Here is a 26,346-nt window from a genome sequence, read left to right on the forward strand (position 1 = left end):
CCCGCGCCCACGGCGCGGACAGAAATTCTGATCAACCCGCCAGAGCCGTCACTTTGCCCGGCACCGCGCCGACCGAGCCGGCGCCCATCGTCACCACCACGTCGCCGTCGCGGGCGGCGTCCAGGATGGCCTGCGGCATCTCGGCGATGTCCTCGACGAACAGCGGCTCCACCTTGCCTCCCACGCGCACCGCGCGCGCCAGCGCCCGGCCGTCTGCGGCGACGATGGGCGCTTCGCCGGCGGCGTAAACCTCGGAGAGCAGCAACGCGTCGACGCCGGACAGCACTTTGACGAAGTCCTCGAACAAGTCGCGGGTGCGGGTGTAGCGGTGCGGCTGGAAGGCCAGCAGCAAGCGGCGGCCGGGAAAGGCCCCGCGCACCGCGGCCAGCGTGGCGGCCATTTCCACCGGGTGGTGGCCGTAATCGTCCACCAGCGTGAAGCTGCCGCCGTCCTTGGCCTTAACTTCGCCGTAGCGCTGGAAGCGGCGGCCGACGCCGGCGAATTCCGCCAGGCCCTTCTGGATGGCTTCGATGCTGGCGCCGCACTCCAGGCCGATGGCGATCGCCGACAAGGCGTTCAACACGTTGTGGCGGCCCGGCAGGTTCAACACCAGCGGGAAGCGGGTGATGGCGCCGTTCTTCACCACCACGTCGAAATGCATCTGGCCGGCGGCCGCGCGCACGTTCTCGGCGTAGATGTCGGCGGAGTCGTCCAGGCCGTAAGTGGTCACTGGCTTGGTGACGCGCTCGCGAATCTCGCGCACATTGGGGTCATCGACGCACAGCACCGCGCGGCCGTAGAACGGCATCCGCTGCAGGAAATCGACGAAAGCCTGCTTCAGCTTGTCGAAGCTGTGGTCGTAGGTGTCCATGTGGTCGGCGTCGATATTGGTCACCACCGCCATCACCGGGCTCAGATGCAGGAAAGACGCGTCCGACTCGTCGGCCTCGGCCACCAGGAATTCGCCCAGGCCCAGCTTGGCGTTGGTGCCGGCGGCGGTCAGCTTGCCGCCGATGACGAAGGTCGGGTCCAGCCCTGCCGCGCCCAGCACCGACGCGGTCAGGCTGGTGGTGGTGGTCTTGCCGTGGGTGCCGGCGATGGCGATGCCCTGCTTGAAGCGCATCAGCTCGGCCAGCATCATCGCGCGCGGGATCACCGGCACGCGCTTGTCGCGCGCCGCCAGCACTTCCGGGTTGTCCGCCTTCACCGCGGTGGAGGTCACCACCACGTCGGCGCCTTCCACATAGGTGGCGTCGTGGCCGAAGAACACGCGCACGCCCTCGGCGGCCAGCCGCTTGGTGGTGGCGCCGTCGGCCATGTCCGAACCGGACACGGTGTAGCCCAGGCCGTGCAGCACCTCGGCGATGCCGCACATGCCGACGCCGCCTATGCCCACGAAATGTATGTGTTTGACCCTGTGTTTCATGTCTGTGTCTCTGCTTGGACGCTCGTTCGGCGCCCTGTCATTCCCCGGCCAGCTGCTGGCACAGGTCGGCCACCCGGCCTGCCGCGCCGGAACGGGCCAGCGCGCGCGCGCGTTCGGCCTTGTCCAGCAACTGGTCTCTGTCCAAACCCGCCAGCAGGCTCGCGAGCCCGTCGGCGTTCAATTCCTTCTGCGGCAGATGCCAGGCCGCGCCGGCCTGCGCCATCCATTCGGCGTTGTCGCGCTGATGGCCGGTGGTGGACACCACCAGCGGCACCAGCACGCTGGGCACCCCGGCCGCGCACAACTCGCTGACCGTGATCGCGCCGGCGCGGCAGATCACCAGATCGCACTCGGCCAGGCGCTTCGGCATATCGTCGACGAAGGGCAACAGCTCCACTTGCTCGCGCAGGCCCGCCGCCTGATAAGCCGCCTCGACCGCGGCGAAATTCGCCTCGCCGGTCTGGTGCGCCAGTTGCGGCCGCTGGCCGGCCGGCAGCTTGGCCATCGCCTGCGGCAGCGTTTCGTTCAACACTTTGGCGCCCAGGCTGCCGCCGACCACCAGCACCTTCAACGGTCCCCTGCGGCCGGCGAAGCGCTCTGCCGGCGCGGCGATGCTTTCGATCTCGCCGCGCACCGGATTGCCGGTGACCAGCGCCTTGCCGTTGCGCGCGGCGTCGCCGTCGAAACCGCAGGCCAGCTTCTTGGCGAACGGCAGCAGCGCCCTGTTGCTCAACAACAGGCCGGCGTCGGCGTTGACCAGCACCAGTGGCTTCCACAGCAAGCCGGCCATCACGCCGCCGGGCAGGCAGACGTAGCCGCCCATGCCCAGCACTACATCCGGCCGGTGGCGGAAAATCTGCGCCGCGCTGCTGAAGAACGCGCCGGCCAGTTGCAGCGCGCCCTTGATCGAACCCAGCAGACCCTTGCCGCGCACGCCGTGGAAATTCAGCTGTTCCAGTGGAATGCCGGTCGGCGGCACCAGCTTGTTTTCCATGCCGCGGCGGGTGCCCAGCCACACCACCTTCCAGCCGCGGCTTTGCAGCTCTTTGGCCACGGCGAGGCCGGGGACGATGTGTCCACCCGTACCAGCCGCCATCACCATGACCGTGCGATTCGCCATTTCTATCCGTTCCGTTAAATCTTGTTGCCGCGCATCATGCGCCAGTTCTTGCTTCGCCCTTCGGGCCCGCAGAAACCAAAGGACACGGCGCCAAGGCGCCTGGAAAGGCCTGCAGCCTTTCCTTACGCGGGGCTAAACCTTATAGCCCCGCATAATCCTTCGGTTTTCGTAATCAACCCGCAGCAGCACCGCCACCGCGATCAAATTCATCAGCATCGCCGAGCCGCCGAACGACATCAGCGGCAGCGTCAAACCCTTGGTCGGCAGCAAGCCCATGTTCACCCCGATGTTGAAGAACACCTGGATGCCCAGCCAAATGCCTATGCCCTGCGCCACCAACGCCTGGTAATAGCGCTCCAGCTTTTTCGACTCCACGCCGATGTGGAAGGCGCGGCGCACGATCCAGGCGTACAGGCCGATCACCACGCAGATGCCGGCGAAGCCGAACTCCTCGGCGATCACCGCCATGATGAAGTCGGTGTGCGCCTCCGGCAGGTAGAACAGCTTCTCGATGCTGCCGCCCAGGCCTACGCCGAACCATTCGCCGCGGCCGATGGCGATCAGCGAATGGCTCAGCTGGTAGCCCTTGCCGTACGGGTCGTCCCACGGGTCCATGAAGCCCAGCACCCGCTTCAGCCGGTACGGCGACGACACGATCAGCAGCACGATGGCCACCACCGCCATCGCCGCGAGCCCCGAAAAGATGCGCATATTGATGCCACCCAGAAACAGCAGGCCCATCGCGATGCTCATCACCACCATCAGCGCGCCGAAGTCCGGCTCGCGCAGCAGCAGGAAGGCCACCACCACCATCGCCGCGAACATCGGCGCGAAGCCTTCCTTGATGCTGTGCAGCAGGTGGCTCTTGCGCACCGTGTAATCGGCCGCGTACAGCACGGTGGCGAACTTCATCACCTCCGACGGCTGCAGATTCAGCACGAACAGGTTGATCCAGCGGCGCGAGCCGTTGACCACCTTGCCGATGCCGGGAATCAGCACCAGCACCAGCATCACCAAGCCGATCAGGAAGATCTTTCCCGAATACTTCTGCCAGAACGCCGTCGGGATCTGGAACGCCGCGAACGCCGCCGACAGCCCGATCACCATGAACACCACATGGCGGATCAGGTAGAAGTAGCGGTTCTGCGTCGCCGCGTCCGCTTCCGCGTAGGCGATCGACGCCGAATACACCATCACCAGGCTGATCGACAACAGCAGCGCCAGCGCCCAGGCCAGCGCCTCGTCCAGCGCGGTGATCGCCGTGTAGCGGCTGGCCGGATTGCGGATCATGCGCGGGCCGCCTTCACCGCCGCCACGGTGTCGATGAACACCTGGGCGCGATGCGCGTAGTTCTTGAACATGTCCAGGCTGGCGCAGGCCGGCGACAGCAGCACCACGTCGCCCGGCCGGGCCAGCGCCGCCGCGCGGCGGGTTGCCTCCTCCAGCGTGTCGCAACGCTCCAGCGTCAGCCCGCTATCGGCTAGCGCCGCCTCGATCCGGCCGGCGTCGCGGCCGATCAGCAGCACCGCGCGCGCGATGCGCTGGCAGGCCGGCTTCAACGGCGCGAAATCCTGGCCCTTGCCGTCGCCGCCGGCGATCAGCACCACCCGGCGGGTCATGCCGTTCAACGCGGCCTCGGTCGCGCCGACATTGGTGCCCTTGGAATCATCGATAAACGCAACACCGTCGAATTCGTCTACCAGCTCGACGCGATGGGCGAGACCGCGGAAGGTTTTCAGGCCTTCCAGCAGCTTGTCCAGCGGCAGGCCGATGCCCTGGCACAGCGCCAGCGCGGCCAGCGCGTTGGCGGCGTTATGCAGGCCCTGCAGCTGCATGTCGGCGCAATCGAACACCTTTTCGCCGCCCACGCTCAGCCAGTAGCCGCCGTTGCGGGCCAGCGCGTAGTCGGCGGCGCCGTTCAGCGAGAACCACTTGACCGGATGGCCGGGGCGGATCATCGCCCGCACCAGCGCGTCGTCCTTGTTCAATATCTGCACGCCCTTGCCGTTGAATACCCGGGTCTTGGCGTGCGCGTAGTCCAGCAAATCCTGGTAGCGATCGAGGTGGTCCTCGGAAATATTGAGCACAGTGGCGGCATCGGCCTCCAGCGTGAGCGTCGACTCCAGCTGGAAACTGGACAGTTCCAGCACCCATACGTCGGGCCGGCGCCCGCTCTGCTCGCGCTCCAGCTGCGCCTCCAGCACCGCCAGGCCGATATTGCCGGCGACGATGGTATCCAGGCCCGCGGCCTCGCACAGATGGCCGACCAGGCTGGTGACCGTGCTCTTGCCGTTGGAGCCGGTGATGGCGATCACCTTGCTGCCATCGTTCTTGATCGCGCGCGCCAGGATCTCGATATCGCCCACGACCTCGCCGCCAGCGCGGCGGAAGGCGGCGATGGCCGGATTGGCCAGCGGCACGCCGGGGCTGACCACCAGCAGGTCGGAGCCGGCGAAGGTCGCATCGTCGAAAACGCCGACAACCACCTCAACGCCCGGCAAATGGCACTCCAGCTCGGCCAGCCGCTCGGAGGACGGATTGGCGTCGGCGACGCGCACGCGCGCGCCGTGCGCGGCCAGGTAGCGCGCGGCCGCCAGGCCCGAGCCTCCCAGCCCCACCACCGTCACATGTCGATTGGCGTAATCCATCTCTACCGTCCTCAGCGCAGCTTCAGCGTCGACAGGCCGATCAGCACCAGCATCATGGTGACGATCCAGAAGCGAACCACTACCTGCGTTTCCTTCCAGCCCTTCAATTCAAAATGGTGATGCAGCGGCGCCATGCGGAACACCCGCTTGCCGGTCAACTTGAACGAGGTGACCTGAATCATCACCGACAGCGCCTCCATCACGAACAGGCCGCCCATCAGGAACAGCACGATCTCCTGGCGCACGATCACCGCCACCGCGCCCAGCGCGGCGCCCAGCGCCAGCGCGCCGACGTCGCCCATGAACACCTGGGCCGGATAGGCGTTGAACCATAAAAAGCCCAGGCAGGCGCCGCACATCGCCGCGCAGAACACCACTACCTCATGCGCGCCGGGGATGAAGGGCAAACCCAGGTATTTGGAGAACACCGCGTGGCCGGCGACATAGGCGAAGATGGCCAGGCCGGCGGCCACCAGCACCGTCGGCAATGCCGCCAGGCCATCCAGGCCGTCGGTCAGGTTCACCGCGTTGGAAGTGCCGACGATGACGAAGTAGGTCAGCACGCAAAAACCCACCGCGCCCAGCGGATAGGCGACGGTCTTGAAGAAGGGCACGATCAGCTCGGTGGACGCCGGCAGCTTGGCGGTGGCGATCAGGAACACGCCGGCGCCGATGGCGATGGCCGACTGCCACGCCATCTTGAACTTGGCGGACACGCCCTTCGGATCCTTGTACACCACCTTGCGCCAGTCGTCGTAGAAGCCCAGCGCGCCGGTGCCCAGCATCACCGCCAGCAGCAGCCACACGTATTTGTTGGACAAATCCGCCCACAACAGCGTGGTGATGGTGATGGCCAGCAGGATCAGCGAGCCGCCCATGGTCGGCGTGCCGGCCTTGACCAGATGGGTCTGCGGACCGTCGTTGCGCACTGCCTGGCCGACCTTCAGCTCGGTCAGCTTGCGGATCACCCACGGCCCCAGCAGCAGCGAGATGGCGAGCGAAGTCAGCGCCGCCATCACCGCGCGCAGCGTGGTGTAATTGAAAACATTGAAGGCCCGGATATGCGAACCCAACAGATCAGCCAACCAAAGCAGCACCTTAAACTCCCTCTTTCTTTGCTTGCATCAGGTGTTCCACCACCCGTTCCATGCGCATGAAGCGCGACCCCTTGACCAGAACGGCGGTACCCGACGCCAGCCGGCTATCCAGGCATTCCAACAACTCGTCAATCGAATCAAATCCCTGCCCTGCATCGCCGAACGCAGCCACCGCGCGGCGCGAGGCCTCGCCCAGCGCAAAGAGCTGTTCGATGCCGCGCAGACGCGCGTGTTCCCCAACCTCGGCGTGCAAGGCCGGCGAAGCCTCGCCCAATTCGCCGATATCGCCCATCACGAAGCAGCGCGGGCCCGGCAGGCCGGCCAGCACGTCGAGGCCGGCCTTCATCGAGTCCGGATTGGCGTTGTAGCTGTCGTCGATCACGGTCAGACCGCGCGGGCTCTGCTTGATCTGCAGACGGCCCTTGGCGCCGCCGAAGGCGGCCAGGCCCTGGGCGATGGCGGCCAGCGGCACGTCCAGCGCCAAGGCGACGGCCGCTGCGGCCAACGCGTTCCTGACGTTGTGCTCGCCCGGGGCCGGCAGCGAAATCTCCGCCTCTCCCGCCGGAGAGCGCAGCGTGAAATGGCTGCCCAGCGCCGACAGGGCCAGGCCGCGCGCGCTCACCTCAGCCTGCTCCAGGCCGAAGCTGAGCTGGCGATGGCCGCCGGCGGCGGCGCGGAACAGCGGCAGATTGGCATCGTCGGCGTTGACCACCGCCACGCCGCCGTCGGCCAGGCCTTCGAAAATCTCGGCCTTGGCGCGGGCGACGTCCTCAGTGGAGCCGAAATGGCCGAAGTGAGCGCGCATCGCGTTGTTGACCAGCGCCACCTGCGGCCGGGTCAGCCCGGTCAGGTAGCGGAGTTCGCCGTGATGGTTCATGCCCATCTCGATCACCGCGTAGCGATGTTGAGGCTTCAGTTGCAGCAGCGTCAGCGGCAGGCCGATGTCGTTGTTGAAATTGCCGGCGGTGGCCAGCACCGCGTCGTCGCCAGCGTGGGCGCGCAGAATCGCGGCCAGCATTTCCTTGACCGTGGTCTTGCCGTTGGAGCCGGTGACGCCGATGCGGACAGCCGGCTGGGTTTCGCGCCAGCCGGCGGCCAGACGGCCCAGCGCCAGCCGGGTGTCGTCGCCCGCCTGGATTAGGCTGGCGCCGGCCAATTCAAAGCCATCGCGCACCAGCGCGGCGGCGCCCTTGGCGGTCACTTCGGCAACGAAATCATGCGCGTCAAAACGCTCGCCCTTCAGCGCGACGAACAAATCGCCAGGCTGCGCCTGGCGGCTGTCGGTGATCACGCGCAGCACTTCGCCGTCGGCGCCGGTCAGGCGGCCTTGCGCGAAGCGGGCGGCTTGGCTCAGCGTCATCATCGCGGCTTCCCCCACGCGGTCAGCGCCTCTTCCGCGACGCGGAAGTCGGAGAACGGCCGCTTGACGCCGGCGATGTCCTGGTATTCCTCGTGGCCCTTGCCAGCCACCAGCACCACGTCGCCCACCTTGGCCTGGCCCACCGCCCAGTGGATGGCAGCCTCGCGGTCGGCCTCGACATGCGCGCGGGCGGCGTCCATGCCGGCCAGCACGTCGCGGATGATGGCCTGCGGGTCCTCGCTGCGCGGATTGTCGCTGGTCAGCACCGCCACGTCGGCGTGCTTCTCGGCGATGGCGCCCATCATCGGGCGCTTGCCCGGATCGCGGTCGCCGCCGCAGCCGAACACGCAGAACAGCCTGCCGCCGGCGGGGCGGATTTCGGACAACGTGGCCAGCGCCTTCTCCAGCGCGTCGGGGGTGTGGGCGTAATCGATCACCACCAGCGGCTCATGCGCGCCGCCGACGCTCTGCATCCGGCCGCGGGCCGGCTGGATGCGCGCCATCACCGCGGCAGCGTCCTGCAGGCTGACGCCGTTGACACACAGCGTGGCCAGACAGGCCAGCAGATTGGCGGCGTTGAAGCGGCCGACCAGGCCGGTGCGCACGTCGACCGTGCCCCAGGGCGTGGCCACGGTCAGCTGCAGGCCTTCCAGCGTGGCGGCCAGCGCCAGCGGACGCACATCGCCCTGCTCCAGGCCGTAGGTGACCACGCGGGTCTGCTTAGGATCGATCTCGGCGGCCAGCTGGCGGCCGAAAGCGTCGTCGGCGTTGATCACCGCGTGTTTCAGGCCTTCCCAGAAGAACAGCTTCTTCTTCGACTCGCCGTAGGCTTCCATCGAACCGTGGTAGTCGAGGTGGTCGCGGGTCAAGTTGGTGAACACCGCGGTGGCGAACTCCACGCCGTTGACGCGGAACTGGTCCAGGCCATGGCTGGACACTTCCATCGTCACCACGTGCGCGCCCTGGCGGCGGTATTCGGCCAGCTTCTGCTGCACCGTCACCGGGTCCGGCGTGGTGTGGGTGGTTTCGGTCAATTGACCATAGAAGCCGTTGCCGACGGTGCCGATCAACGCCGCCTTCTGGCCCAGCAGCGAAAACGCCTGCGCCAGCCAATGGGAAATGGAGGTCTTGCCGTTGGTGCCGGTGATGCCGACCACGGTCAGGTCGCGCGAGGGCTGGCCCAGCACATGGGCGGCGACGATGCCTGCGCGCTCGCGCAGATTGGGCACCGCCAGATTGGGCACTTGCCATTCGGCTTTCCAGACGAAGCCCTCGGCGTCGTCCCACAGCACCGCGGCCGCGCCCTTTTCCAGCGCGGCGGGAATGAAATCGCGGCCGTCGACGTACTCGCCGCGGCAGGCGAGAAACACATCGCCCGGCAGCACTCGGCGGCTGTCGGCCTCCACCCGCTTGATCGGGAGGCCCAGCTGTTGCAACAAGGCCGGATCCCAGTCCGGCAACGCAGTCAAACGGCTCTTCATGATCTTAAAAATCCGCCGGAACCGGGGTCGATTCCGGCAATAAAGTGTTGTTGGATGGCTCGTCAGGCGCGATGTTCAGCACGCGCAGCGCGCCGCCCGCCACCTGGGAGAACACCGGCGCGGACACCGCGCCGCCGTAGTATTTGCCCGCCGACGGCTCGTCTATCATCACCGCCACGATAACCTTGGGCGAGTGGCCGGGCGCGAAGCCCATGAACAGCGCGCGGTGCTTGTTGGCCACGTAGGTGCGGCCCTCCAGCTTGCGCGCGGTGCCGCTCTTGCCGCCTATGCTGTAGCCGATGATGCGGCCGCCGACGGCGCCGCCGCCCGGCTGGCTGTTGGCGATCAGCAGATCGCGCATCTCGTGCGCGGTCTTTTCGTTGAGCACGCGCTTGCCCGGCATCGGGTTGGCAGTCTTGTACAGCGAGATCGGCAGCATCACGCCGTCGTTGGCGAAGATGGTGTAGGCGCGCGCCATCTGGATCAGGCTGACCGACAAGCCATAGCCGAACGACATGGTCGCCTGCTCGATCGGGCGCCATTTGTGCCAGTCGCGCAGCCGGCCGCCGGCCTCGCCGGGGAAGCCGGTTTCCGGCGGCCGGCCGAAACCCAGCGCGTCGTAATGGGCCCAGGACTCTTCCGGGCTGTTCATCAGCGCCAGCTTGCTGGTGCCGACGTTGGACGATTTCTGGATGATGCCGAGGATGTCCAGGCTGGGGCGCGGCGCCACGTCGCGGATGGTGGCCGGCCCGATCATATAAGTGTGGGTGTCCAGCACCGTGTTCAGATTGGCCTTGCCGTGCTCCAGCGCCAGCGAGATCGACAGCGGCTTCATGGTGGAACCGGGCTCGAACAAGTCGATCACGCCGCGGTTGCGCATCATCTCCGGCGTCACGCCGCTGCGGTTGTTGGGGTTGAACGACGGGTAGTTGGCCAGCGCCAGCAGCTCGCCGGTGTGGGCGTCCAGCACCACCACGCTGCCTGCCTTGGCCTTGTTGGTCTCCACCGCGGCCTTGATCTCGCGGTAAGCCAGGTATTGGATGCGGTGGTCGATCGCCAGCGCCAGCTTCTGGCCGTCGCGCGGTGGCTCGATGGCGGCGACATCCTCGATGATGTGGCCGCGGCGGTCCTTCAGCACCACGCGGCGGCCGTCCTTGCCGGACAGCATCTTCTCGCGGGCGAGCTCGACGCCTTCCTGGCCCTTGCCGTCCACGCCGGTGAAACCGATGATGTGCGACACGATCTCGCCAGCCGGGTAGAAGCGGCGGAACTCCTGCTGCTTGGCGATGCCAGGCACGCCCAGCGCCATCACCTTGTCGGCCAGCTCCGGGCTGATCTGGCGCTTGATGTAGACGAATTCCTTCTTGCGGTCGGACAGCTTGGACGACAGCTCTTCCGGCGACAGGTCCAGTAGGCCGGCCAGCTCGCGCAGCTTGGCCGGCGGCACCGGCTCCATGTCGGCCGGGCTGGCCCAGATGGTCTGCACCGGGGAGCTGATTGCCAGCGGCTCGCCGTTGCGGTCGGTGATCACCCCGCGGTTGGCTTCCAGCATCAGGGTGCGGCGGAAGCGCGCCTCGCCCTGGCCCTGCAGGAAGTCCTGCTGCACCACCTGCAGATAGACCGCGCGGCCGATCAGCGCCAGGAACAGCAAGGCCAGCATCAGCAGCACGCAGCGCACGCGCGTGCTGGTCATCCGCAGCGCGGGGCTGGCCGGCGCGGGGCGGGTGCGGACGCTGTAGCTGGAACCGGCGCGCATCACAGCGCTCCCTTGGCCGTGATCACCTGGATCTGGCGCGGATCAGGCGTGTGCATGTCGAGGCGGGTGGACGCGGCTTTCTCGATCACCGCGTGCGCGCCCCAGGTGCTCTGCTCCAGCTGCAGCTGGCCGAACTCCACCTCCAGCTGCTGCCCCGACTTGGTTTCCTTCTGCAAGTCGCTGTAGAGCTTGCGCGACACGTGCGTGGACGTCACCACCGACCAGGCGGAGAACACGGCCATCAGCAGCAGCGTCGCGTTGAGCTTGTTCATGCGTCGCCCTCCCGCCACGGCGCGGCGGTGCGCTCGGCCACGCGCATGATGGCGCTGCGAGCGCGCGGGTTTTCGCGCACTTCCTCAGCGCAGCACCGCACCGCCTTGCCCACCAGGGCGATCGGCGGCTTGGCCATGTCCTCGGCGCGCACCATCGCCCACATCGGCAGCTTTTCCTCGCTGCTGACATCGCGCAGGTACTGCTTGACGATGCGGTCTTCCAGCGAATGGAAGCTGATCACCGCTAGGCGGCCGCCTTCGTTCAGCAGGCGCGCGGCCTGCGGCAGCACCGCCTTCAGCTCGTCCAGCTCGCGGTTCACAAAGATCCGGATCGCCTGGAAGGTGCGCGTAGCCGGGTCTTGGCCCGGTTCGCGAGTACGGACGTTTTGCCCAACGAGCACAGAGAGCTCGCGGGTGGTCGTGATGGGGTTTTCCCCCCGTTGCGCAACAATGGCTGCTGCGATCTTGCGAGCAAACCGCTCTTCACCATAAGTCTTGATGACCTCTCTGATATCGGCCTCATCGGCCGTTGCCAACCACTCGGCGGCGGTGACGCCGCGGGTGGTATCCATGCGCATGTCCAGCGGCGCGTCGAAACGGAAGCTGAAACCACGGCTGCCGTCGTCGATCTGCGGCGACGACACGCCCAGATCCATCAACACGCCGTCGACGCCGGCCACGCCCAGGCGGGCGAGCTCGGCCGACAGCGTCTCGAAACCGTTGTGCACGATGTTGAAGCGGGAATCCTCCGCCGCCAGCCTGTCGGCGACGGCGATGGCTTCCAGGTCCTTGTCGAAGGCGATCAGCCGGCCGGAAGGGCCGAGCTTCGACAGGATCAGGCGGCTGTGGCCTCCGCGACCGAAAGTGCAATCGACGTAGACGCCATCCGGCCGGATGGCGAGCGCGTCGACCGCTTCGGTCAGCAATACCGTGCGGTGCACGAAGGTGGGGGTGCTCACAGCGTGAAATCTCCAAGGTGTTGCGCCAAATCGGCTTGGTCGATGGCCAGCGCGTCAGCGGTCTGGCTGTCCCATTCCTCGGCATTCCACAGTTCGAAGCGGTTGCCCATGCCTACCAGGGCAACGTCCTTGTCCAGCGCGGTCAATTCGCGCAGGCGGGCCGGCAGCAGCACGCGGCCGGCGGAGTCCATCTCCAGGGTCTCGGCGTGGCCGAGCACCAGTCGTTGATAGCGTTTCAGGGTGGGATTGCCGGTGGGAAGGGCCAGCAGACGGGCCTCGACCGGGCGCCAGTTGGGTTCGGGGTAAAGCAGCAGATGGTCTTGGGATTCGAGGGTGACGACCAGCTTGTGCCCAAACGCGGACAGCAGCGTCTCGCGGTGCTTGGCCGGAATAGCCAAGCGCCCCTTGCTATCGAGAGACAAGATGCTGACGCCACCAATCATGATTTGAGACCCGCTGACCGAGAAAAACGGAGCCGTCGCTCCGGGGGGAGAATTTCCCCACTTTCACCCACTTTGACCCACTTTCCGCCACTATAAGAAAGAACTGCCCCACGGTCAACATAGGGATTTACTAATTCGCCTTTTGAGACAATGACTTACGGCAGCGTATAAAAATGGAATCTGAAACAAATCAGGGACTTAAATTCGCCTGTAAAAGTGGGACATGAACATTGCGGGTCGCGGAGACTGTAACAAGGCGGCAATGATTGCCAATGGAACTGTTTGAACCACAAGTATCTTCAGGAAAAGCAACAAATTACCGGCGGTGATTTTCAGCCATGTATTTAAAAAACAACAGGGCGGCCATTCAGGCCGCCTTGTTGTTCTGGCGATCAGGCGATCAAGACAGCTTTTGGCGCAGGATGTCCTGCACTTGGGCCGGATTGGCCTTGCCCTTGGACGCCTTCATCACCTGGCCGGCCAGCGCGTTCAGCGCCTTCTCCTTGCCGGCGCGGAATTCCTCCACCGCCTTGGGATTGGCGGCGATGGCTTCCTCCACCATCTTCTCGATGGCGCCGACGTCGGACACCTGCTTCAGTCCGTCGCGCTCGATGATGGCGTCGGCGGACAGCTCGCTGTCCCACAGCGCGTCGAACACCTGCTTGGCCAGCTTGCTGGACAAGGTGTTGTCGGCGATGCGGACGATCAGGCCGGACAAACGCTCCACCGAGATCGGGCAGTCGGCGATGTCCTTGCCGTCGCGATTCAGCCGCGCGGCGATTTCGCCGTTGATCCAGTTGGCGGCCAGCTTGCCCTGGCCGGAGGCCTTGGCTGCGGCCTCGAAATACTGCGCCTGCTTGAGGCTGGAAGTCAGCAGCGCCGCGTCGTAGGCGGACACGCCGTAGCTCTCCACGAAGCGGGCCTGCATCGCGCCCGGCAGCTCCGGCATCTCGTCCTTGATGCGGGCGATCTGCTCGTCGGAGATGCGAACCGGCAGCAAGTCCGGATCCGGGAAGTAGCGGTAGTCGTGCGCGTCTTCCTTGCTGCGCATCATGCGGGTCTCGCCGCTGTCCGGGTCGAACAGCACGGTGGCCTGCTGCACCTTGCCGCCATCCTCCAGCGTGTCGATCTGCCACTGGATCTCGTACTTGGCGGCCTGCTCCAGGAAGCGGAAGGAATTGAGGTTCTTGATCTCGCGGCGGGTGCCGAATTCCTTTTGGCCCTCCGGGCGCACCGACACATTGACGTCCATGCGGAAGCTGCCTTCCTGCATATTGCCGTCGCAGATGCCCAGCCAGGTCACCAGCGTGTACAAGGCCTTGACGTAGGCCAGCGCCTCGTCGACCGAGCGCATGTCCGGCTCGGACACCACTTCCAGCAGCGGGGTGCCGGCGCGGTTGAGGTCGATGCCCGACAGGCCCTGGAAGTCTTCGTGCAGGCTCTTGCCGGCGTCTTCTTCCATGTGGGCGCGGGTCACGCCGATGACCTTCTCCTGGTCGCCGACCAGGATCTTGAGCCGGCCGCCCTCAACGATGGGCAGGTCCATCTGGCTGATCTGATAGCCCTTGGGGAGGTCAGGGTAGAAGTAGTTCTTGCGGGCGAACACGTTCTTCTGGTTGATGTTGGCGTCCAGCGCCAGGCCCAGGCGAATCGCCTTGTCCACCACCGCGCGGTTCAGCACCGGCAACACGCCGGGCAGCGCCAGCTCCACCGCGGAAGCCTGGGTGTTCGGCTCCGCGCCGAAGGCAGTGCTGGAGCCGGAGAAAATCTTGGAAGCGGTGTTGAGCTGCACGTGCACCTCGATACCGATGACGACTTCCCATTTCATGGTCGGAAAATCCTTATTCATGCCAGGACGCAGCCAGAGCCGCACCCTCGAAAACGTAAACTTTCAGTCGGCGCGCGAGCAGCGCGAAGGCAAGGCGGGCGCGCGCAGCCAGCACATTCCGTACGGCAAGCGCGCCCAACTCCATACTCGCGTCTCGCAGCCGCCGGCTTACAGCGCCGGCGCCTTGGCGTGCCAGTCTGTCGCCTGCTGGAACTGGTGCGCGACGTTCAGCATCTTGGCTTCGCCGAAGTAATTGCCGATGATCTGCAGGCCGATCGGGCGGCCGTTGGCGGCGAAGCCCGCCGGCACGCTCATGCCCGGCAGGCCGGCCAAGTTGACCGACAGCGTGTAGACGTCGGACAGATACATCTGCACCGGATCGGACGCCATCTGGCCCAGATCGAAGGCCGCGGTCGGCGCCACCGGCCCCAGAATCACGTCGCACTGCTGGAAGGCGGCCTTGAAGTCGTTGGCGATCAGGCGGCGGATCTTCTGCGCCTTCAGGTAGTAGGCGTCGTAGTAGCCGTGGCTCAGCACGTAGCTGCCCACCAGGATGCGGCGCTTGACCTCGTCGCCGAAGCCTTCGGCGCGGGTCTTCTCGTACATGTCGACCAGATCCTTGTAGTCCTTGGCGCGATGGCCGTAGCGGACGCCGTCATAGCGGGACAGGTTGGTCGAGGCCTCGGCCGGCGCGATCACGTAATAAGCCGGGATCGACAGCTCGGTGTTGGGCAGCGCGATCTCCACCACCTCGGCGCCCAGCTTCTTCAGCTCGGCCACGGCGTTATCGACGGCGCGCGCGACGTCGGCGTCCAGACCGGCGGCGAAGTATTCCTTGGGCAGGCCCACTTTCAGGCCGGCCAGGGATTGGTTCAGATCGCGGCTATAGTCTTCGCGGGGGCGCTCCAGGCTGGTGGAGTCGCGCTCGTCGAAGCCGGCCATCACGTTCAGCATCAGCGCGCAGTCCTCGGCGGTCTGGGCGATCGGGCCGCCCTGATCCAGCGAGGAGGCGAAGGCCACCATGCCATAGCGCGACACCACGCCGTAGGTCGGCTTGATGCCGGTGACGCCGCAATGGCTGGCCGGCTGGCGGATGGAGCCGCCGGTATCGGTGGCGGTGGCCACCGGCGCCAGGCGCGCGGCGACCGCGGCGGCGGAACCGCCGGAGCTGCCGCCCGGAATCGCCTTGGCGTCCCAGGGGTTCTTCACCGCGCCGTAGAACGAGTTCTCATTGGACGAGCCCATCGCGAACTCGTCCATATTGGCGCGGCCCAGCGTCACCATGCCGGCGGCGGCGCACTGCTCCACCACGTGGGCGCTGTACGGCGAGACGAAGTTGTCCAGCATCTTGGAGCCGCAGCTGGTCTTCCAGCCTTGCTGGCAGAACAGATCCTTGTGCAGCAGCGGCACGCCGGTCAGCGGATGGGCGTCGCCGGCGGCGATGCGGGCGTCGGCGGCGCGGGCTTCGGCCAGCGTCTTTTCGCGGTCGGTGGTGACGATGGCGTTGAGCTGCGGGTTCAGCGCCTCGATGCGGTCCAGATACTGGCCGGCCAGTTCCACGCTGGAGACCTGCTTGGCCGCCAGCTGTTGCGACAATTGCTTGAGGGTGGCTTGTGTCATTTCGATCAAATCTTGCTATCCGGATAGTCTGGCCCGGCCGGCGATTTTCTGGGAACCAATCGCGGCGGGACGGCTCACAGGCTTACTCGATCACTTTGGGAACGAGGAACAGGCCTTTTTCCACTTGCGGCGCGACCGCCTGGAAGGCCTCGCGCTGGCTGGTCTCGGTAACGACGTCGTCGCGCAAACGCAGCGACACGTCCTGCGGGTGCGCCATCGGCTCGATGCCGTCGGTGTCCACCGCCTGCATCTTCTCGATCAGGCCGAAAATATTGTTGAGCTGGTCCGCTGTGGCGGCGATTTCCGCCTCGCTCACATTGATGCGGGCAAGCTTGGCGATCCGTGCGACATCCTGATGCGTCAGCGACATGGCTTCCTCGTTAAAACCTTTAATATTTCAAGCTTTATAGGGTATCATACCCCGTTTGATTCTCCCAAGATCGACATTGCGCCACGACGCATTCCGGGGGCATTTACCGCCTCGCCGGAAGCCTGCGCCGGGGCTGCAGACGCAGGCCGAATCCGCCGCCGGGCAAGACCGGCAACAACTGTTTGAATGCCACCGCGCCGGCGCGACAAAACGCCCGCGCGCAACGCTCGGGACAGTGAATAGTTGCCATGCCTGATAAAAAGGCGGGGAAACGGGCCTGCCACAGATTAAACTGGATTTTTACGGACGCCGCCGGCGTCCGCCACTGACGAAAACTGACCAGGACCGCCCAATGTTTCGTTCGCTGACCGGATACTTCTCCAACGACCTCGCCATCGACCTCGGCACCGCCAACACCCTGATCTACATGCGCAGCAAGGGCATCGTCCTCGACGAGCCTTCGGTCGTCGCCATCCACAACGACGCGCCGACCAACAAGAAGTCCATCCTGGCCGTCGGCCTGGAAGCCAAGCGCATGCTGGGCCGCACCCCGGGCAGCATCCAGGCGATCCGTCCGATGAAGGACGGCGTGATCGCCGACTTCACCGTCACCGAGCAAATGCTGAAGCAGTTCATCAAGAAGGTGAACCCGAACCGCTTCTTCGCCGCCAGCCCGCGCATCGTGATCTGCGTGCCCTGCGGCTCCACCCAGGTGGAACGCAAGGCGATCCGCGACTCCGCCCTGGCCGCCGGCGCGCGCCGCGTCGAGCTGATCGAAGAGCCGATGGCCGCGGCGATCGGCGCCGGCCTGCCGGTGGAAGAGCCGACCGGCTCGATGGTGGTGGACATCGGCGGCGGCACCACCGAAGTCGGCGTGATCTCGCTGGGCGGCGTGGTCTACTCCAACTCGGTGCGCGTCGGCGGCGACAAGTTCGACGAATCCATCATCAACTACATCCGCCGCAACTACGGCATGCTGATCGGCGAAACCACCGCCGAGGAAATCAAGAAAACCATCGGCTCCGCCTTCCCGGGCGCCGAGGTGCGCGAGATGGAAGTCAAGGGCCGCAACCTGGCCGAAGGCATTCCGCGCGCGTTCACCGTGTCTTCCAATGAAATCCTGGAAGCGCTGACCGAGCCGCTGAACCAGATCGTTTCCGCGGTGAAGATCGCGCTGGAACAGACTCCGCCGGAACTGGGCGCCGACATCGCCGAAAAGGGCATGGTGCTGACCGGCGGCGGCGCGCTGCTGAAGGACATCGACCGCCTGCTGGCGGAAGAGACCGGTCTGCCGGTGTTCGTGGCCGAGGAACCGCTGACCTGCGTGGTGCGCGGCTCCGGCAAGGCGCTGGAAAAAATGGACAAGATCGGCACCATTTTCACCAACGTGCCTTAAACTTCCAGCAAACACCCTGTAAACCGAGCGAACGCCGCGCCGTCAAGGCGCGGTGGCTGTGGCCATGGATTTCGCCAACACCCCAAGCTTTTTCCGCTCCGGGCCGCCCCCGGCTGCGCGCCTGGCCATGAGCGTGGTCGCCTCGATCGCGCTGTTGATCGGAGACAGCCGCTACGGCCTGATGGAACAGGCGCGCGAAGCGCTGTCGCTGGCGCTGTACCCGGTGCAGCGCGCGGTCAACATGCCGGCGCAAGCTGTGCGCCACGCCGGCGACTACCTGACCTCGCAGGCCGAGCTGAAGCAGGAAAACACCCTGCTGCGCGAGAAGCAGCTGCAGATGGCCGCCCAGCTGGGGCGGCTGCAGACGCTGGAGCGCGAGCTGAACGAGCTGCGCCAGCTGAACGGCATCCGCGCCCAGCGCGACGACTCGGCTCAGATCGCCGAGACACTGTACACCGGCCGCGACCCGTTCTCGTACAAGATCATCATCGACAAGGGCGACGACGCCAAGCTGCAGGCCGGCCAGCCGGTGGTGGACGCGCGCGGGCTCCTGGGACAGGTAACGCGGGTGCAGCCGCTGACTGCCGAGGTGACCTTGATCATCGACAAGAACCAGATGGTTCCGGTGATGATCGCCCGCACCGGCGAGCGCGCCATCCTCTATGGTTATGGTGGCGGCATCGAGTTGCGCTACCTGCCGCAGAGTTCAGACGTCAAGGAAAACGACCGCATCGTCACCTCGGGTCTGGACGGCGTGTTCCCGGAAGGCATCCCGGTGGCGGTGGTGAGCAAGGTCGACCGCAACGCCGGCGCCGCCTTCACCCGCGTCAGCACCCTGCCGCTGTCCGGCGTGCAGCAGACGCGCTACGTGCTGGTGCTGCAGGCCAAGGAAACGCGCCCGCGCCCGGCGGAACCGCCGCAGTTGCCGGAGAAGAAGACCAAGGGCGGCAAGAAGTCCGCCGACGAGGAGTAAGCCCAGATGTCGTTGGACCGCCCCAAGGAACTGCTCAAGCCGGTCAAGCGCCGCTTCATCCTGACCACCTTCGTGATCGCCGTGCTGGTCGAGCTGGTGCCGCTGCCGCACGGCAGCACGCGCTGGCTGCCCGACTTCATCGGCCTGTTGATCCTGTACTGGGTGATCAACCAGCCGCGCCGGGTCAACATCGGCATCGCCTTCATGATGGGCATCATCGCCGACGTGTCCACCGCCGGCCTGTTCGGCCAGCACGCGCTGGCCTACTCGATCACCGCCTTCCTCGCCCTGAGCCGCCAGCGCCAGCTGGTGATGTTCAACCTGGGCCAGCAGGCGCTGGTGGTGTTGGGGCTGATGCTGACCAACCAGCTGATCATGGTGGTGGTGCGGATGCTGACCGGCTCCGCCTTCGTCGGCTGGAGCTATTTCCTGCCGCCCTTGATCGGCGCGCTGCTGTGGCCGCTGTTGACCAAGCTGATGCTGATTCCTTACCGCCACCACACGGCATGAAACCCGACTGATCCATGCGCCGCCCGTCCCGTTTCAAGAACCCGCAGTCCGAAGAAGCCCAGTTCGAGCTGCGGCTGATCATCGCCTACGCGCTGATCATCCTGATGTTCCTCACCCTGCTCGCGCGCTTCATCTGGCTGCAGGTGCTGCAGCACGACCATTTCTCCACGCTGGCCCAGAACAACCGCATCTCGCTGGTGCCCATCCTGCCCAACCGCGGCCTGATTCTGGACCGCAACGGCATCGTGCTGGCGCAGAACTACTCCGCCTACACGCTGGAGCTGACGCCCAGCAAGATTCCCGACCTCGCCGCCACCGTCGCCAAGCTGAAGACGCTGGCCGACGTCAGCCCGCGCGACGAGAAGCTGTTCAAAAAGCTGTTGGCCGAGAGCAAGAATTTCGAAGCCATTCCGCTGAAGGTGAAGCTGACTGACGACGAAGCCGCGCGCGTGGCCGCCCATGGTTTCGAGCTGCCCGGCGTCGAGGTCAAGGCGCGGCTGTTCCGCGACTACCCGTATAAAGAAATGACCAGCCACGTGCTGGGCTATATCGGCCGCATCAACCAAAGGGACAAGGAGCGGCTGGAGGAAGAGGACAAGACCACCAACTACAAGGGCACCAACTACATCGGCAAGACCGGCCTGGAAGCTGTGTACGAAGAGGACCTGCACGGCCAGGTGGGCTTCGAGGAAATGGAGACCGACTCCGGCGGCCGCGCGGTGCGCAGCCTGCGCCGCACGCCGCCGGTCAACGGCAACACCCTGAAGCTGGCGCTGGACATCCGGCTGCAGGAAATGGCCGACAAGCTGTTCGGCGAGCGCCGCGGCGCGCTGGTGGCGATAGACCCCAACACCGGCGGCGTGCTGGCCTTCCTATCCAAGCCCGGCTTCGATCCCAGCCTGTTCATCGACGGCATCGACACCCAGACCTGGACCGCGCTGAACACCGACTGGCAAAAGCCGCTGATCAACCGCGCGCTTCGCGGCACCTATCCGCCGGGCTCCACTTTCAAGCCCTTCATGGCGATGGCGGCGCTGAACACCCACAGCATAGGCATGCACGACATCCGTCCGGCGCCCGGCTACTTCACGCTGCCCGGCTCCAGCCACCAGTTCCGCGACAGCAAGAAAAGCGGCAACGGCATGGTCAACCTGCAGCGCGCGATCACCGTGTCCAGCGACACCTTCTTCTACAAGCTGGCCTGGGACATGGGCATAGACAAGATCCATCCGGTGGTCGGCTCCTTCGGCCTGGGCAGCAAAACCGGCATCGACCTGGACGGCGAATCCATCGGCGTGCTGCCGTCCAAGGAGTGGAAGGAAAAGCGCTTCGCCCGCTACAAGCCCGAGGTGCGGCGCTGGTATCCGGCCGACGTGGTCAGCATCGGCATCGGCCAGGGCTTCAACGCCTACACCCCGCTGCAAATGGCCAACGCCACCGCCATCATGGCCAACGGCGGCCAGGTGTTCAAACCGCACCTGGTGCAGCAGGTGGTGGACTCCAAGACCGGAAAATCCCGCCAGATCGAGCCGCAGCCGATCCGGCAGCTGCCTTACCCGAAGGAATACTTCGACTACATCAAGGAAGGCATGCGCAACGTGATGATCTCCGGCACCGGCGCCCGCGTCGGCGCCGGCCTGCAGTACTCGATGGCCGGCAAGACCGGCACCGCCCAGGTGGTGGCGATCAAGCAGGGCGCCAAGTACAACGCCGCCGCGCTGGCCGAGCAGTACCGCGACCACAGCTGGTTCATCGCCTTCGCGCCGGTGGAGCAGCCCAAGATCGCGGTGGCCATCATCGTCGAGAACGCCGGCTTCGGCGCCGCCGCCGCCGCGCCGGTGGCGCGCGGCCTGTTCGACTTCTACCTGACCGGCAAGGTGCGCAACGACCTGGCCGGCCTGCTGAAAACCGTGCCGATGGAAAACGGAGACGTACGTGAAGACGCCGCTGATTAAGCAGATCTGGCAGCAGATAAAAGAGCCGCTGGACGGCTGGCTGATGCTGTTCCTCGGCCTGATCTTCGCGGTCAGCATGGTGCTGCTCTACTCCGCCAACAACCAGTCCTTCGACAAGATAGACAACAAGCTGATCTACACCGCGATGGCGCTGACCGTGATGTGGGTGATCGCGCGGATGCGGCCGCAGAGCGTGATGAACTTCGCGCCGCCGATCTACGTGCTGGGCGTGCTGCTGCTGATCGCCGTGCACTTCAAGGGCATCACGGTGAACGGCTCCACCCGCTGGCTGAGCCTGGGCGTCACCCGCATCCAGCCGTCGGAAATCCTGAAAATCGCGCTGCCGATGATGCTGGCCTGGTTCTTCCAGAAATACGAGCTGTCGCTGCGCTGGTGGCATTACCTGATCGCCGCCGCCATCATGCTGGTGCCGGTGGGCCTGGTGCTGAAACAGCCCGACCTGGGCACCGCGCTCTTGATCGCCGCCGCCGGCTTCTTCGTGCTGTTCTTCGCCGGCCTGCCATGGAAAGTGATCCTGGCCGGCGCGGTGATGGCCGCCGCCAGCCTGCCCATCGTCTGGAACCACCTGCACGACTACCAGCGCAAGCGGGTGCTGACCCTGATCGACCCCACCACCGACCCGCTGGGCACCGGCTACCACATCATTCAGTCGATGATCGCCATCGGCTCCGGCGGCCCCTGGGGCAAGGGCTGGCTCAACGGCACCCAGACCCATCTCGACTACATCCCGGAGCGCACCACCGACTTCATCTTCGCCGTCTACTCCGAGGAATTCGGCCTGGCCGGCAACGCGGTGCTGCTGACGCTCTACCTGCTGATCCTGAGCCGGGCGATGATGATCACCGCCAGCGCGCAGACGCTGTACGGCCGGCTGATGGCCGGATCGATCACCATGTCCTTCTTCGTCTACGCCTTCGTCAACATGGGCATGGTGTCCGGCATCCTGCCGGTGGTGGGCGTGCCGCTGCCCTTCATGTCCTACGGCGGCACCGCCTCGGTCACGCTGTTCATCGGCATGGGCATGCTGATGGGCATCAGCAATCTGCGGCGCTGAGCGCCTCGCTCCGGAACCCTTGCCGAACCGGCCTGCCCAAGCAGGCCGGTTTGTCCATCCGCCCCGCGCGGCTTGACGCCGCGCGCGACGCTGCGGCATCGTCAAGCGGACGCCCTCCCATCCAGCAAGGAAACGCAACTTAATCCATGAGACTGAAGACCCTGAGCCTGCTGCTGGCGCTGGCCTTGTCGCCCGCGCTGTCCGTCCACGCCGAAACCGCCGCGCCGGCCGCCCAGCGCGCGCAGGCGCCCGCCCCCTACGCCAGCGCCGAAGGCATCAGCGAATACCGGCTGGCCAACGGCCTGCGCGTACTGCTGGCGCCCGACGATTCCAAGCCCACCACCACCGTCAACCTGACCTATCTGGTCGGCAGCCGCCACGAAGGCTACGGCGAAACCGGCATGGCGCACCTGTTGGAGCACATGCTGTTCAAGGGCACGCCCACCAGCGGCAACCTGATGTCCGAGCTGTCCAAGCGCGGCATGCAGTTCAACGGCTCCACCTTCTTCGACCGCACCAACTACTTCGAAACCTTCCCCGCCGACGAGGCCAGCCTGGATTGGGCACTGGCGATGGAGGCCGACCGCATGGTCAACAGCAAGGTGGCCAGAAGCGATCTGGACACCGAGTTCTCGGTGGTGCGCAACGAGATGGAGCAGGGCGAGAACAACCCGGCCAACGTGCTGTGGAAGCAGCTGTCGGCGATCAGCTTCGACTGGCACAACTACGGCCACAGCACGATAGGCGCGCGCTCCGACGTGGAAAAGGTGCGCATCGAAAACCTGCAGGCCTTCTACCGCAAGTACTACCAGCCCGACAACGCGGTGCTGGTGGTGGGCGGCAAGTTCGACCCCGCCCACGCGCTGGCGCGGATCGAGGCGCTGTTCGGCAAGATTCCGCGGCCGCCGCGCGAACTGGCGCCCACCTGGACCGAGGAGCCGCAACGCGACGGCGAGCGCGAAGTCACCGTGCGCCGCGTCGGCGACACCCAGCTGGCGGCGACGCTGTACCGCACCGCGGCCGGCAGCCACCCGGACAGCGCCGCGCTGCAGGCGCTGGCGGCGATCCTGGCCGACACGCCCAACGGCCGCCTGTACAAGAACCTGGTCGCCGCCCACAAGGCCGTCGGCGTCAGCGCGATGCCGTTCGAACTGGCCGAGCCCGGCTACATCGTGTTCCTGGCCGAGCTGTCCAAGCGCCAGAGCCTGGCCCAGGCCCGCCCCATTCTGCAGGCCACCGTCGAGGCCATCCGCGCCAAGCCCATCACCGCCGCCGAGCTCAAGCGCGCCAAGGCCGCGCTCTTGAAGGACATCGACCAGACGCTGAACGATCCGCAGCGGCTGGCGGTGCAGCTGTCGGAGTCCATCGCGCTGGGCGACTGGCGGCTGTACTTCCTGCAACGCGACCGCATCGCGGCGCTGACCGTAGCCGACGTGCAGCGGGCGGCGGAAAACTACTTCAAGCCCAGCAACCGCAGCTACGGCCAGTTCATCCCCACCGCCAAGCCCGACCGCGCCGTCATCCCGCCGGTGCCGGACGTGGCCGCGATGGTCAAGGATTACAAGGGCAAGACCGCCGTCGCCGCCGGCGAGGCCTTCGACGCCAGTCCCGCCAATATCGAGGCCCGCACCCAGCGCGGCCGGCTCGCCAACGGCGCGGCGATCGCGCTGCTGCCCAAGCAAACCCGCGGCAACGTCGTCCACGGCGCGTTCAGCTTCTCCTTCGGCGACGCCGGCAATCTGCGCGGCCAGGCCGCGGCGGCCGAGCTGGCCGCCAACATGCTGGACCGCGGCAGCCGCAAGCTGAGCCGCGCCGCCATCGCCGACAAGCTGGACGCGCTGCAGGCCAGCCTGGACATCGGCCAGGACGGCCAGGACTTGCAGGTGCGCTTCAAGACCACCCGCCAGAACCTGCCGGCGCTGCTGGAGCTGATCGCCGAGCTGCTGCAGCAGCCGGCCTTCCCCGCCGACGAGTTCGAGCAGCTGAAACGCCAGGCGCTGGCCGGCATCGACGCCTCGCGCGGCGAGCCGCAGGCGCTGGCCGGCCAGGCGGTCAGCCAGCAGCTGAACGCCTACGCCAAGGACGACATCCGCTACAGCCCGACGCTGGACGAATCCTACCGCGACATCGCCGGGGTGAAGCTGGACGCGCTCAAGCGCTTCCACCAGCAGTTCTACGGCGCCGACCACGGGCAGCTGGCCCTGGTCGGCGACTTCGACGCCGCCGCCGTCCGCGGCCAGCTGGACCAGTTGTTCGGCCGCTGGAACAGCAAGGCCGCCTACCAGCGCGTGGACGGCCTGCTGCCGCAACCCAAGCCGGCCAGCCTGTCCATCGCCACGCCGGACAAGGCCAACGCCGTCTATAGCGCCTCGCTGCCGCTGGCCATCGGCGACGATTCGCCCGACTACCCGGCGCTGCTGCTGGCCAACGAAATACTGGGCGGCGGCGCGCAATCGCGGCTGCTGGCGCGGCTGCGCCAGCAGGACGGCATCAGCTACGGCGCCGGCAGCGGCGTCGACGCCGCCAGCTTCGGCAAGGTGGGCGCGTGGCGGATGGGCGCGATCTTCGCGCCGCAGAATCTGGACAAGCTGAAACAGGGCGTGGCCGAGGAGCTGGCGCGGCTGCGGCGCGACGGCGTCACCGCCGAGGAGCTGGCCGAAGCCAAACAGGGCCTGCGGCGAACCTACCAGGTGGCGCTGGCCCAGGACGGCCCGCTCAGCGATCTGCTGCAGCGCCAGCTGTGGCAGGGCCGCACCATGGCCTTCACCCGCGAGCGGCTGGCGATGCTGGACGCGCAGACGGTGGACCAGGTCAACGCCGCGCTGCGCAAGTATCTGCAGCCGGAACTGTTGACCCAGGCCTACGCCGGCGACTTCGCCGCCAAGCCGGCCGCGGCCAAGTAAGGCGCGTCAAGCGCTCGCATCCGCCGCCGGCTCCTCCGGCGGCGGCGTCTCCTCGCCGGCCGGCGCGCTGTCCGGCAGCGGCCGGCCGTCGCGGCCGAACAGCCTCAGCTGGCGCGGCAGGTCGAAATCGTCGGCCAGCTTCACGCCTACGCCCAGCAAACGCACTGGGCGGGCGCCGCGGGCGTAGCCGGTGCGCAGCAGTTGGCCGAACGCCGCCATCGACAGCGCGTAGCCCGGCTGTTCCACCGTGGTCTGGCTGAAATCGTCGAACTTAAGCTTCACCGACAAGCCCTTGAACTCCGGGCTGCCGCTGCGCGCCAGCCTCGCCTGCAGCCGGTCCGCCAGCTCCGGCAGCTTGGACAGGCAGTTGGCGAGGTCGGGCAGGTCCTGGGCGTAGGTCTCCTCGACGCTGATCGTCTTGCGGCTGCGGTCGGTGGACACCGGCCGCTCGTCGCGGCCCTGCGACAGCGCCAGCAGCCGCTCGCCGAAGCTGCCGAAATGGCGGAACAGGTCGGCCGGCGACCAGCGCCTGAGATCGCCGCAGCTGTGTATGCCCAGCCGGTGCAGCCGCTCGGCGGTGACGCGGCCGACGCCGTGTATCTTCTCCACCGGCAAGGTGACGACGAAGCCGTCGACGTCGCGCGGGCGGATCAGGAACTGGCCATCCGGCTTGTTCCAGTCGCTGGCCACCTTGGCCAGGAATTTATTGGGCGCGATGCCGGCCGACGCGGTGATGCCCACCTCGTCGCGGATCTGGCGGCGTATCGCCTCGGCCATCAGCGTGGCGCTGCCCTGCTCGTGCGGCTGGCCGGTGACGTCCAGATAGGCCTCATCCAGCGACAGCGGCTCGATCACGTCGGTGTAGCGCTGGTAGATGGCCATGATCTGCTGGCTGGCCAGCCGGTAGCGCGCCATGTCCGGCGGCAGGATCACCAGCTCCGGGCACAGCCTGAGCGCGCGCGCCGACGACATCGCCGAATGCACGCCGTAGCGGCGGGCGATGTAGTTGCAGGTGGCCACCACGCCGCGCGTCTCCGGGCGTCCGCCCACCGCCAGCGGCACTTCGCGCAGGCTAGGGTCGTCGCGCATCTCGATCGCGGCATAGAAGCAGTCGCAGTCGACATGGATGATCTTGCGTTGCGGGGCGTTCATCG

The 26,346-nt window shown here is 66.5% G+C and carries 21 protein-coding genes; 6 read left to right on the forward strand and 15 right to left on the reverse strand.

Going from position 1 to position 26,346, the window contains the following annotated elements; all coding sequences use genetic code 11:
- Positions 1-31: 31 nt before the first annotated feature.
- From murC to gatC, 14 genes are all read right to left on the reverse strand, one after another.
- Positions 32-1,426, reverse strand: a complete 1,395-nt coding sequence (gene murC / locus ACX17K_RS16895; RefSeq protein ID WP_343480949.1) for a UDP-N-acetylmuramate--L-alanine ligase — start codon at positions 1,424-1,426, stop codon at positions 32-34.
- Positions 1,427-1,463: 37 nt separating this feature from the next.
- Complete coding sequence (gene murG / locus ACX17K_RS16900) at positions 1,464-2,546, reverse strand: undecaprenyldiphospho-muramoylpentapeptide beta-N-acetylglucosaminyltransferase (protein ID WP_493775693.1); 1,083 nt, start codon at positions 2,544-2,546, stop codon at positions 1,464-1,466.
- A gap of 132 nt (positions 2,547-2,678) precedes the next feature.
- A complete protein-coding gene (gene ftsW, locus ACX17K_RS16905) occupies positions 2,679-3,836 on the reverse strand; it encodes a putative lipid II flippase FtsW (RefSeq protein ID WP_021477363.1) in 1,158 nt (385 codons plus the stop codon).
- Complete coding sequence (gene murD / locus ACX17K_RS16910; protein ID WP_493775694.1) at positions 3,833-5,194, reverse strand: UDP-N-acetylmuramoyl-L-alanine--D-glutamate ligase; 1,362 nt, start codon at positions 5,192-5,194, stop codon at positions 3,833-3,835. The genes ftsW and murD overlap by 4 nt, the downstream gene beginning before the upstream one ends.
- 11 nt (positions 5,195-5,205) lie before the next feature.
- Positions 5,206-6,291, reverse strand: coding sequence for a phospho-N-acetylmuramoyl-pentapeptide-transferase (gene mraY, locus ACX17K_RS16915; RefSeq protein ID WP_021477365.1), 1,086 nt, complete (start codon positions 6,289-6,291; stop codon positions 5,206-5,208).
- 1 nt (position 6,292) lies between these two features.
- On the reverse strand, positions 6,293-7,654 hold the full coding sequence (locus ACX17K_RS16920; protein ID WP_493775695.1) for a UDP-N-acetylmuramoyl-tripeptide--D-alanyl-D-alanine ligase: 1,362 nt from the start codon (positions 7,652-7,654) through the stop codon (positions 6,293-6,295).
- A complete protein-coding gene (locus ACX17K_RS16925) occupies positions 7,651-9,132 on the reverse strand; it encodes a UDP-N-acetylmuramoyl-L-alanyl-D-glutamate--2,6-diaminopimelate ligase (RefSeq protein ID WP_231154974.1) in 1,482 nt (493 codons plus the stop codon). Before ACX17K_RS16925 ends, ACX17K_RS16920 begins: the two co-directional genes overlap by 4 nt.
- Positions 9,133-9,136: 4 nt before the next feature.
- The gene (locus ACX17K_RS16930; RefSeq protein WP_046155184.1) at positions 9,137-10,888 is read right to left on the reverse strand and encodes a peptidoglycan D,D-transpeptidase FtsI family protein; all 1,752 of its coding nucleotides are present in this window, start codon (positions 10,886-10,888) and stop codon (positions 9,137-9,139) included.
- Entirely contained in the window at positions 10,888-11,160 is a 273-nt protein-coding gene (gene ftsL, locus ACX17K_RS16935; protein ID WP_021477369.1) for a cell division protein FtsL, read from the reverse strand. Before ftsL ends, ACX17K_RS16930 begins: the two co-directional genes overlap by 1 nt.
- Positions 11,157-12,119, reverse strand: coding sequence for a 16S rRNA (cytosine(1402)-N(4))-methyltransferase RsmH (gene rsmH, locus ACX17K_RS16940; RefSeq protein WP_493775696.1), 963 nt, complete (start codon positions 12,117-12,119; stop codon positions 11,157-11,159). The genes ftsL and rsmH overlap by 4 nt, the downstream gene beginning before the upstream one ends.
- A complete protein-coding gene (gene mraZ, locus ACX17K_RS16945) occupies positions 12,116-12,562 on the reverse strand; it encodes a division/cell wall cluster transcriptional repressor MraZ (RefSeq protein WP_011137898.1) in 447 nt (148 codons plus the stop codon). The genes rsmH and mraZ overlap by 4 nt, the downstream gene beginning before the upstream one ends.
- Before the next feature lie 400 nt (positions 12,563-12,962).
- Positions 12,963-14,390: an Asp-tRNA(Asn)/Glu-tRNA(Gln) amidotransferase subunit GatB gene (gatB, locus tag ACX17K_RS16950; RefSeq protein WP_493775697.1), complete on the reverse strand. Its 1,428-nt coding sequence runs from the start codon at positions 14,388-14,390 to the stop codon at positions 12,963-12,965.
- Positions 14,391-14,558: 168 nt separating this feature from the next.
- A complete protein-coding gene (gene gatA, locus ACX17K_RS16955) occupies positions 14,559-16,010 on the reverse strand; it encodes an Asp-tRNA(Asn)/Glu-tRNA(Gln) amidotransferase subunit GatA (RefSeq protein ID WP_493775698.1) in 1,452 nt (483 codons plus the stop codon).
- A gap of 82 nt (positions 16,011-16,092) precedes the next feature.
- Complete coding sequence (gatC, locus tag ACX17K_RS16960) at positions 16,093-16,380, reverse strand: Asp-tRNA(Asn)/Glu-tRNA(Gln) amidotransferase subunit GatC (RefSeq protein WP_166439894.1); 288 nt, start codon at positions 16,378-16,380, stop codon at positions 16,093-16,095.
- A 352-nt stretch (positions 16,381-16,732) separates the two neighbouring features.
- Here gatC and ACX17K_RS16965 point away from each other — a divergent pair, with 352 nt between their 5' ends.
- The 6 genes from ACX17K_RS16965 to ACX17K_RS16990 all read left to right on the forward strand — a co-directional run bounded on the left by ACX17K_RS16965 (position 16,733) and on the right by ACX17K_RS16990 (position 25,192).
- Positions 16,733-17,776: a rod shape-determining protein gene (locus ACX17K_RS16965; RefSeq protein WP_021477375.1), complete on the forward strand. Its 1,044-nt coding sequence runs from the start codon at positions 16,733-16,735 to the stop codon at positions 17,774-17,776.
- Between the two features lie 64 nt (positions 17,777-17,840).
- Positions 17,841-18,749 carry a rod shape-determining protein MreC gene (gene mreC / locus ACX17K_RS16970; protein WP_493775699.1) on the forward strand — a complete coding sequence of 303 codons (909 nt, stop codon included), beginning with the start codon at positions 17,841-17,843 and terminating at the stop codon, positions 18,747-18,749.
- 6 nt (positions 18,750-18,755) lie between these two features.
- Positions 18,756-19,259 carry a rod shape-determining protein MreD gene (mreD, locus tag ACX17K_RS16975; RefSeq protein ID WP_046155190.1) on the forward strand — a complete coding sequence of 168 codons (504 nt, stop codon included), beginning with the start codon at positions 18,756-18,758 and terminating at the stop codon, positions 19,257-19,259.
- A 14-nt stretch (positions 19,260-19,273) separates the two neighbouring features.
- Complete coding sequence (gene mrdA / locus ACX17K_RS16980) at positions 19,274-21,214, forward strand: penicillin-binding protein 2 (RefSeq protein ID WP_493775700.1); 1,941 nt, start codon at positions 19,274-19,276, stop codon at positions 21,212-21,214.
- Positions 21,195-22,289 (forward strand): rod shape-determining protein RodA, encoded by a 1,095-nt coding sequence (gene rodA, locus ACX17K_RS16985; RefSeq protein ID WP_046155192.1) that lies wholly within the window; start codon positions 21,195-21,197, stop codon positions 22,287-22,289. The genes mrdA and rodA overlap by 20 nt, the downstream gene beginning before the upstream one ends.
- Before the next feature lie 146 nt (positions 22,290-22,435).
- Positions 22,436-25,192, forward strand: a complete 2,757-nt coding sequence (locus ACX17K_RS16990) for a M16 family metallopeptidase (protein WP_493775701.1) — start codon at positions 22,436-22,438, stop codon at positions 25,190-25,192.
- 6 nt (positions 25,193-25,198) lie between these two features.
- On the opposite strand, the gene dinB is transcribed toward ACX17K_RS16990, so the two are convergent.
- On the reverse strand, positions 25,199-26,344 hold the full coding sequence (gene dinB, locus ACX17K_RS16995; protein ID WP_347751535.1) for a DNA polymerase IV: 1,146 nt from the start codon (positions 26,342-26,344) through the stop codon (positions 25,199-25,201).
- Positions 26,345-26,346: the final 2 nt, after the last annotated feature.

It is taken from the genome of Chromobacterium sp. INPA-IVC (genome assembly GCF_059047085.1).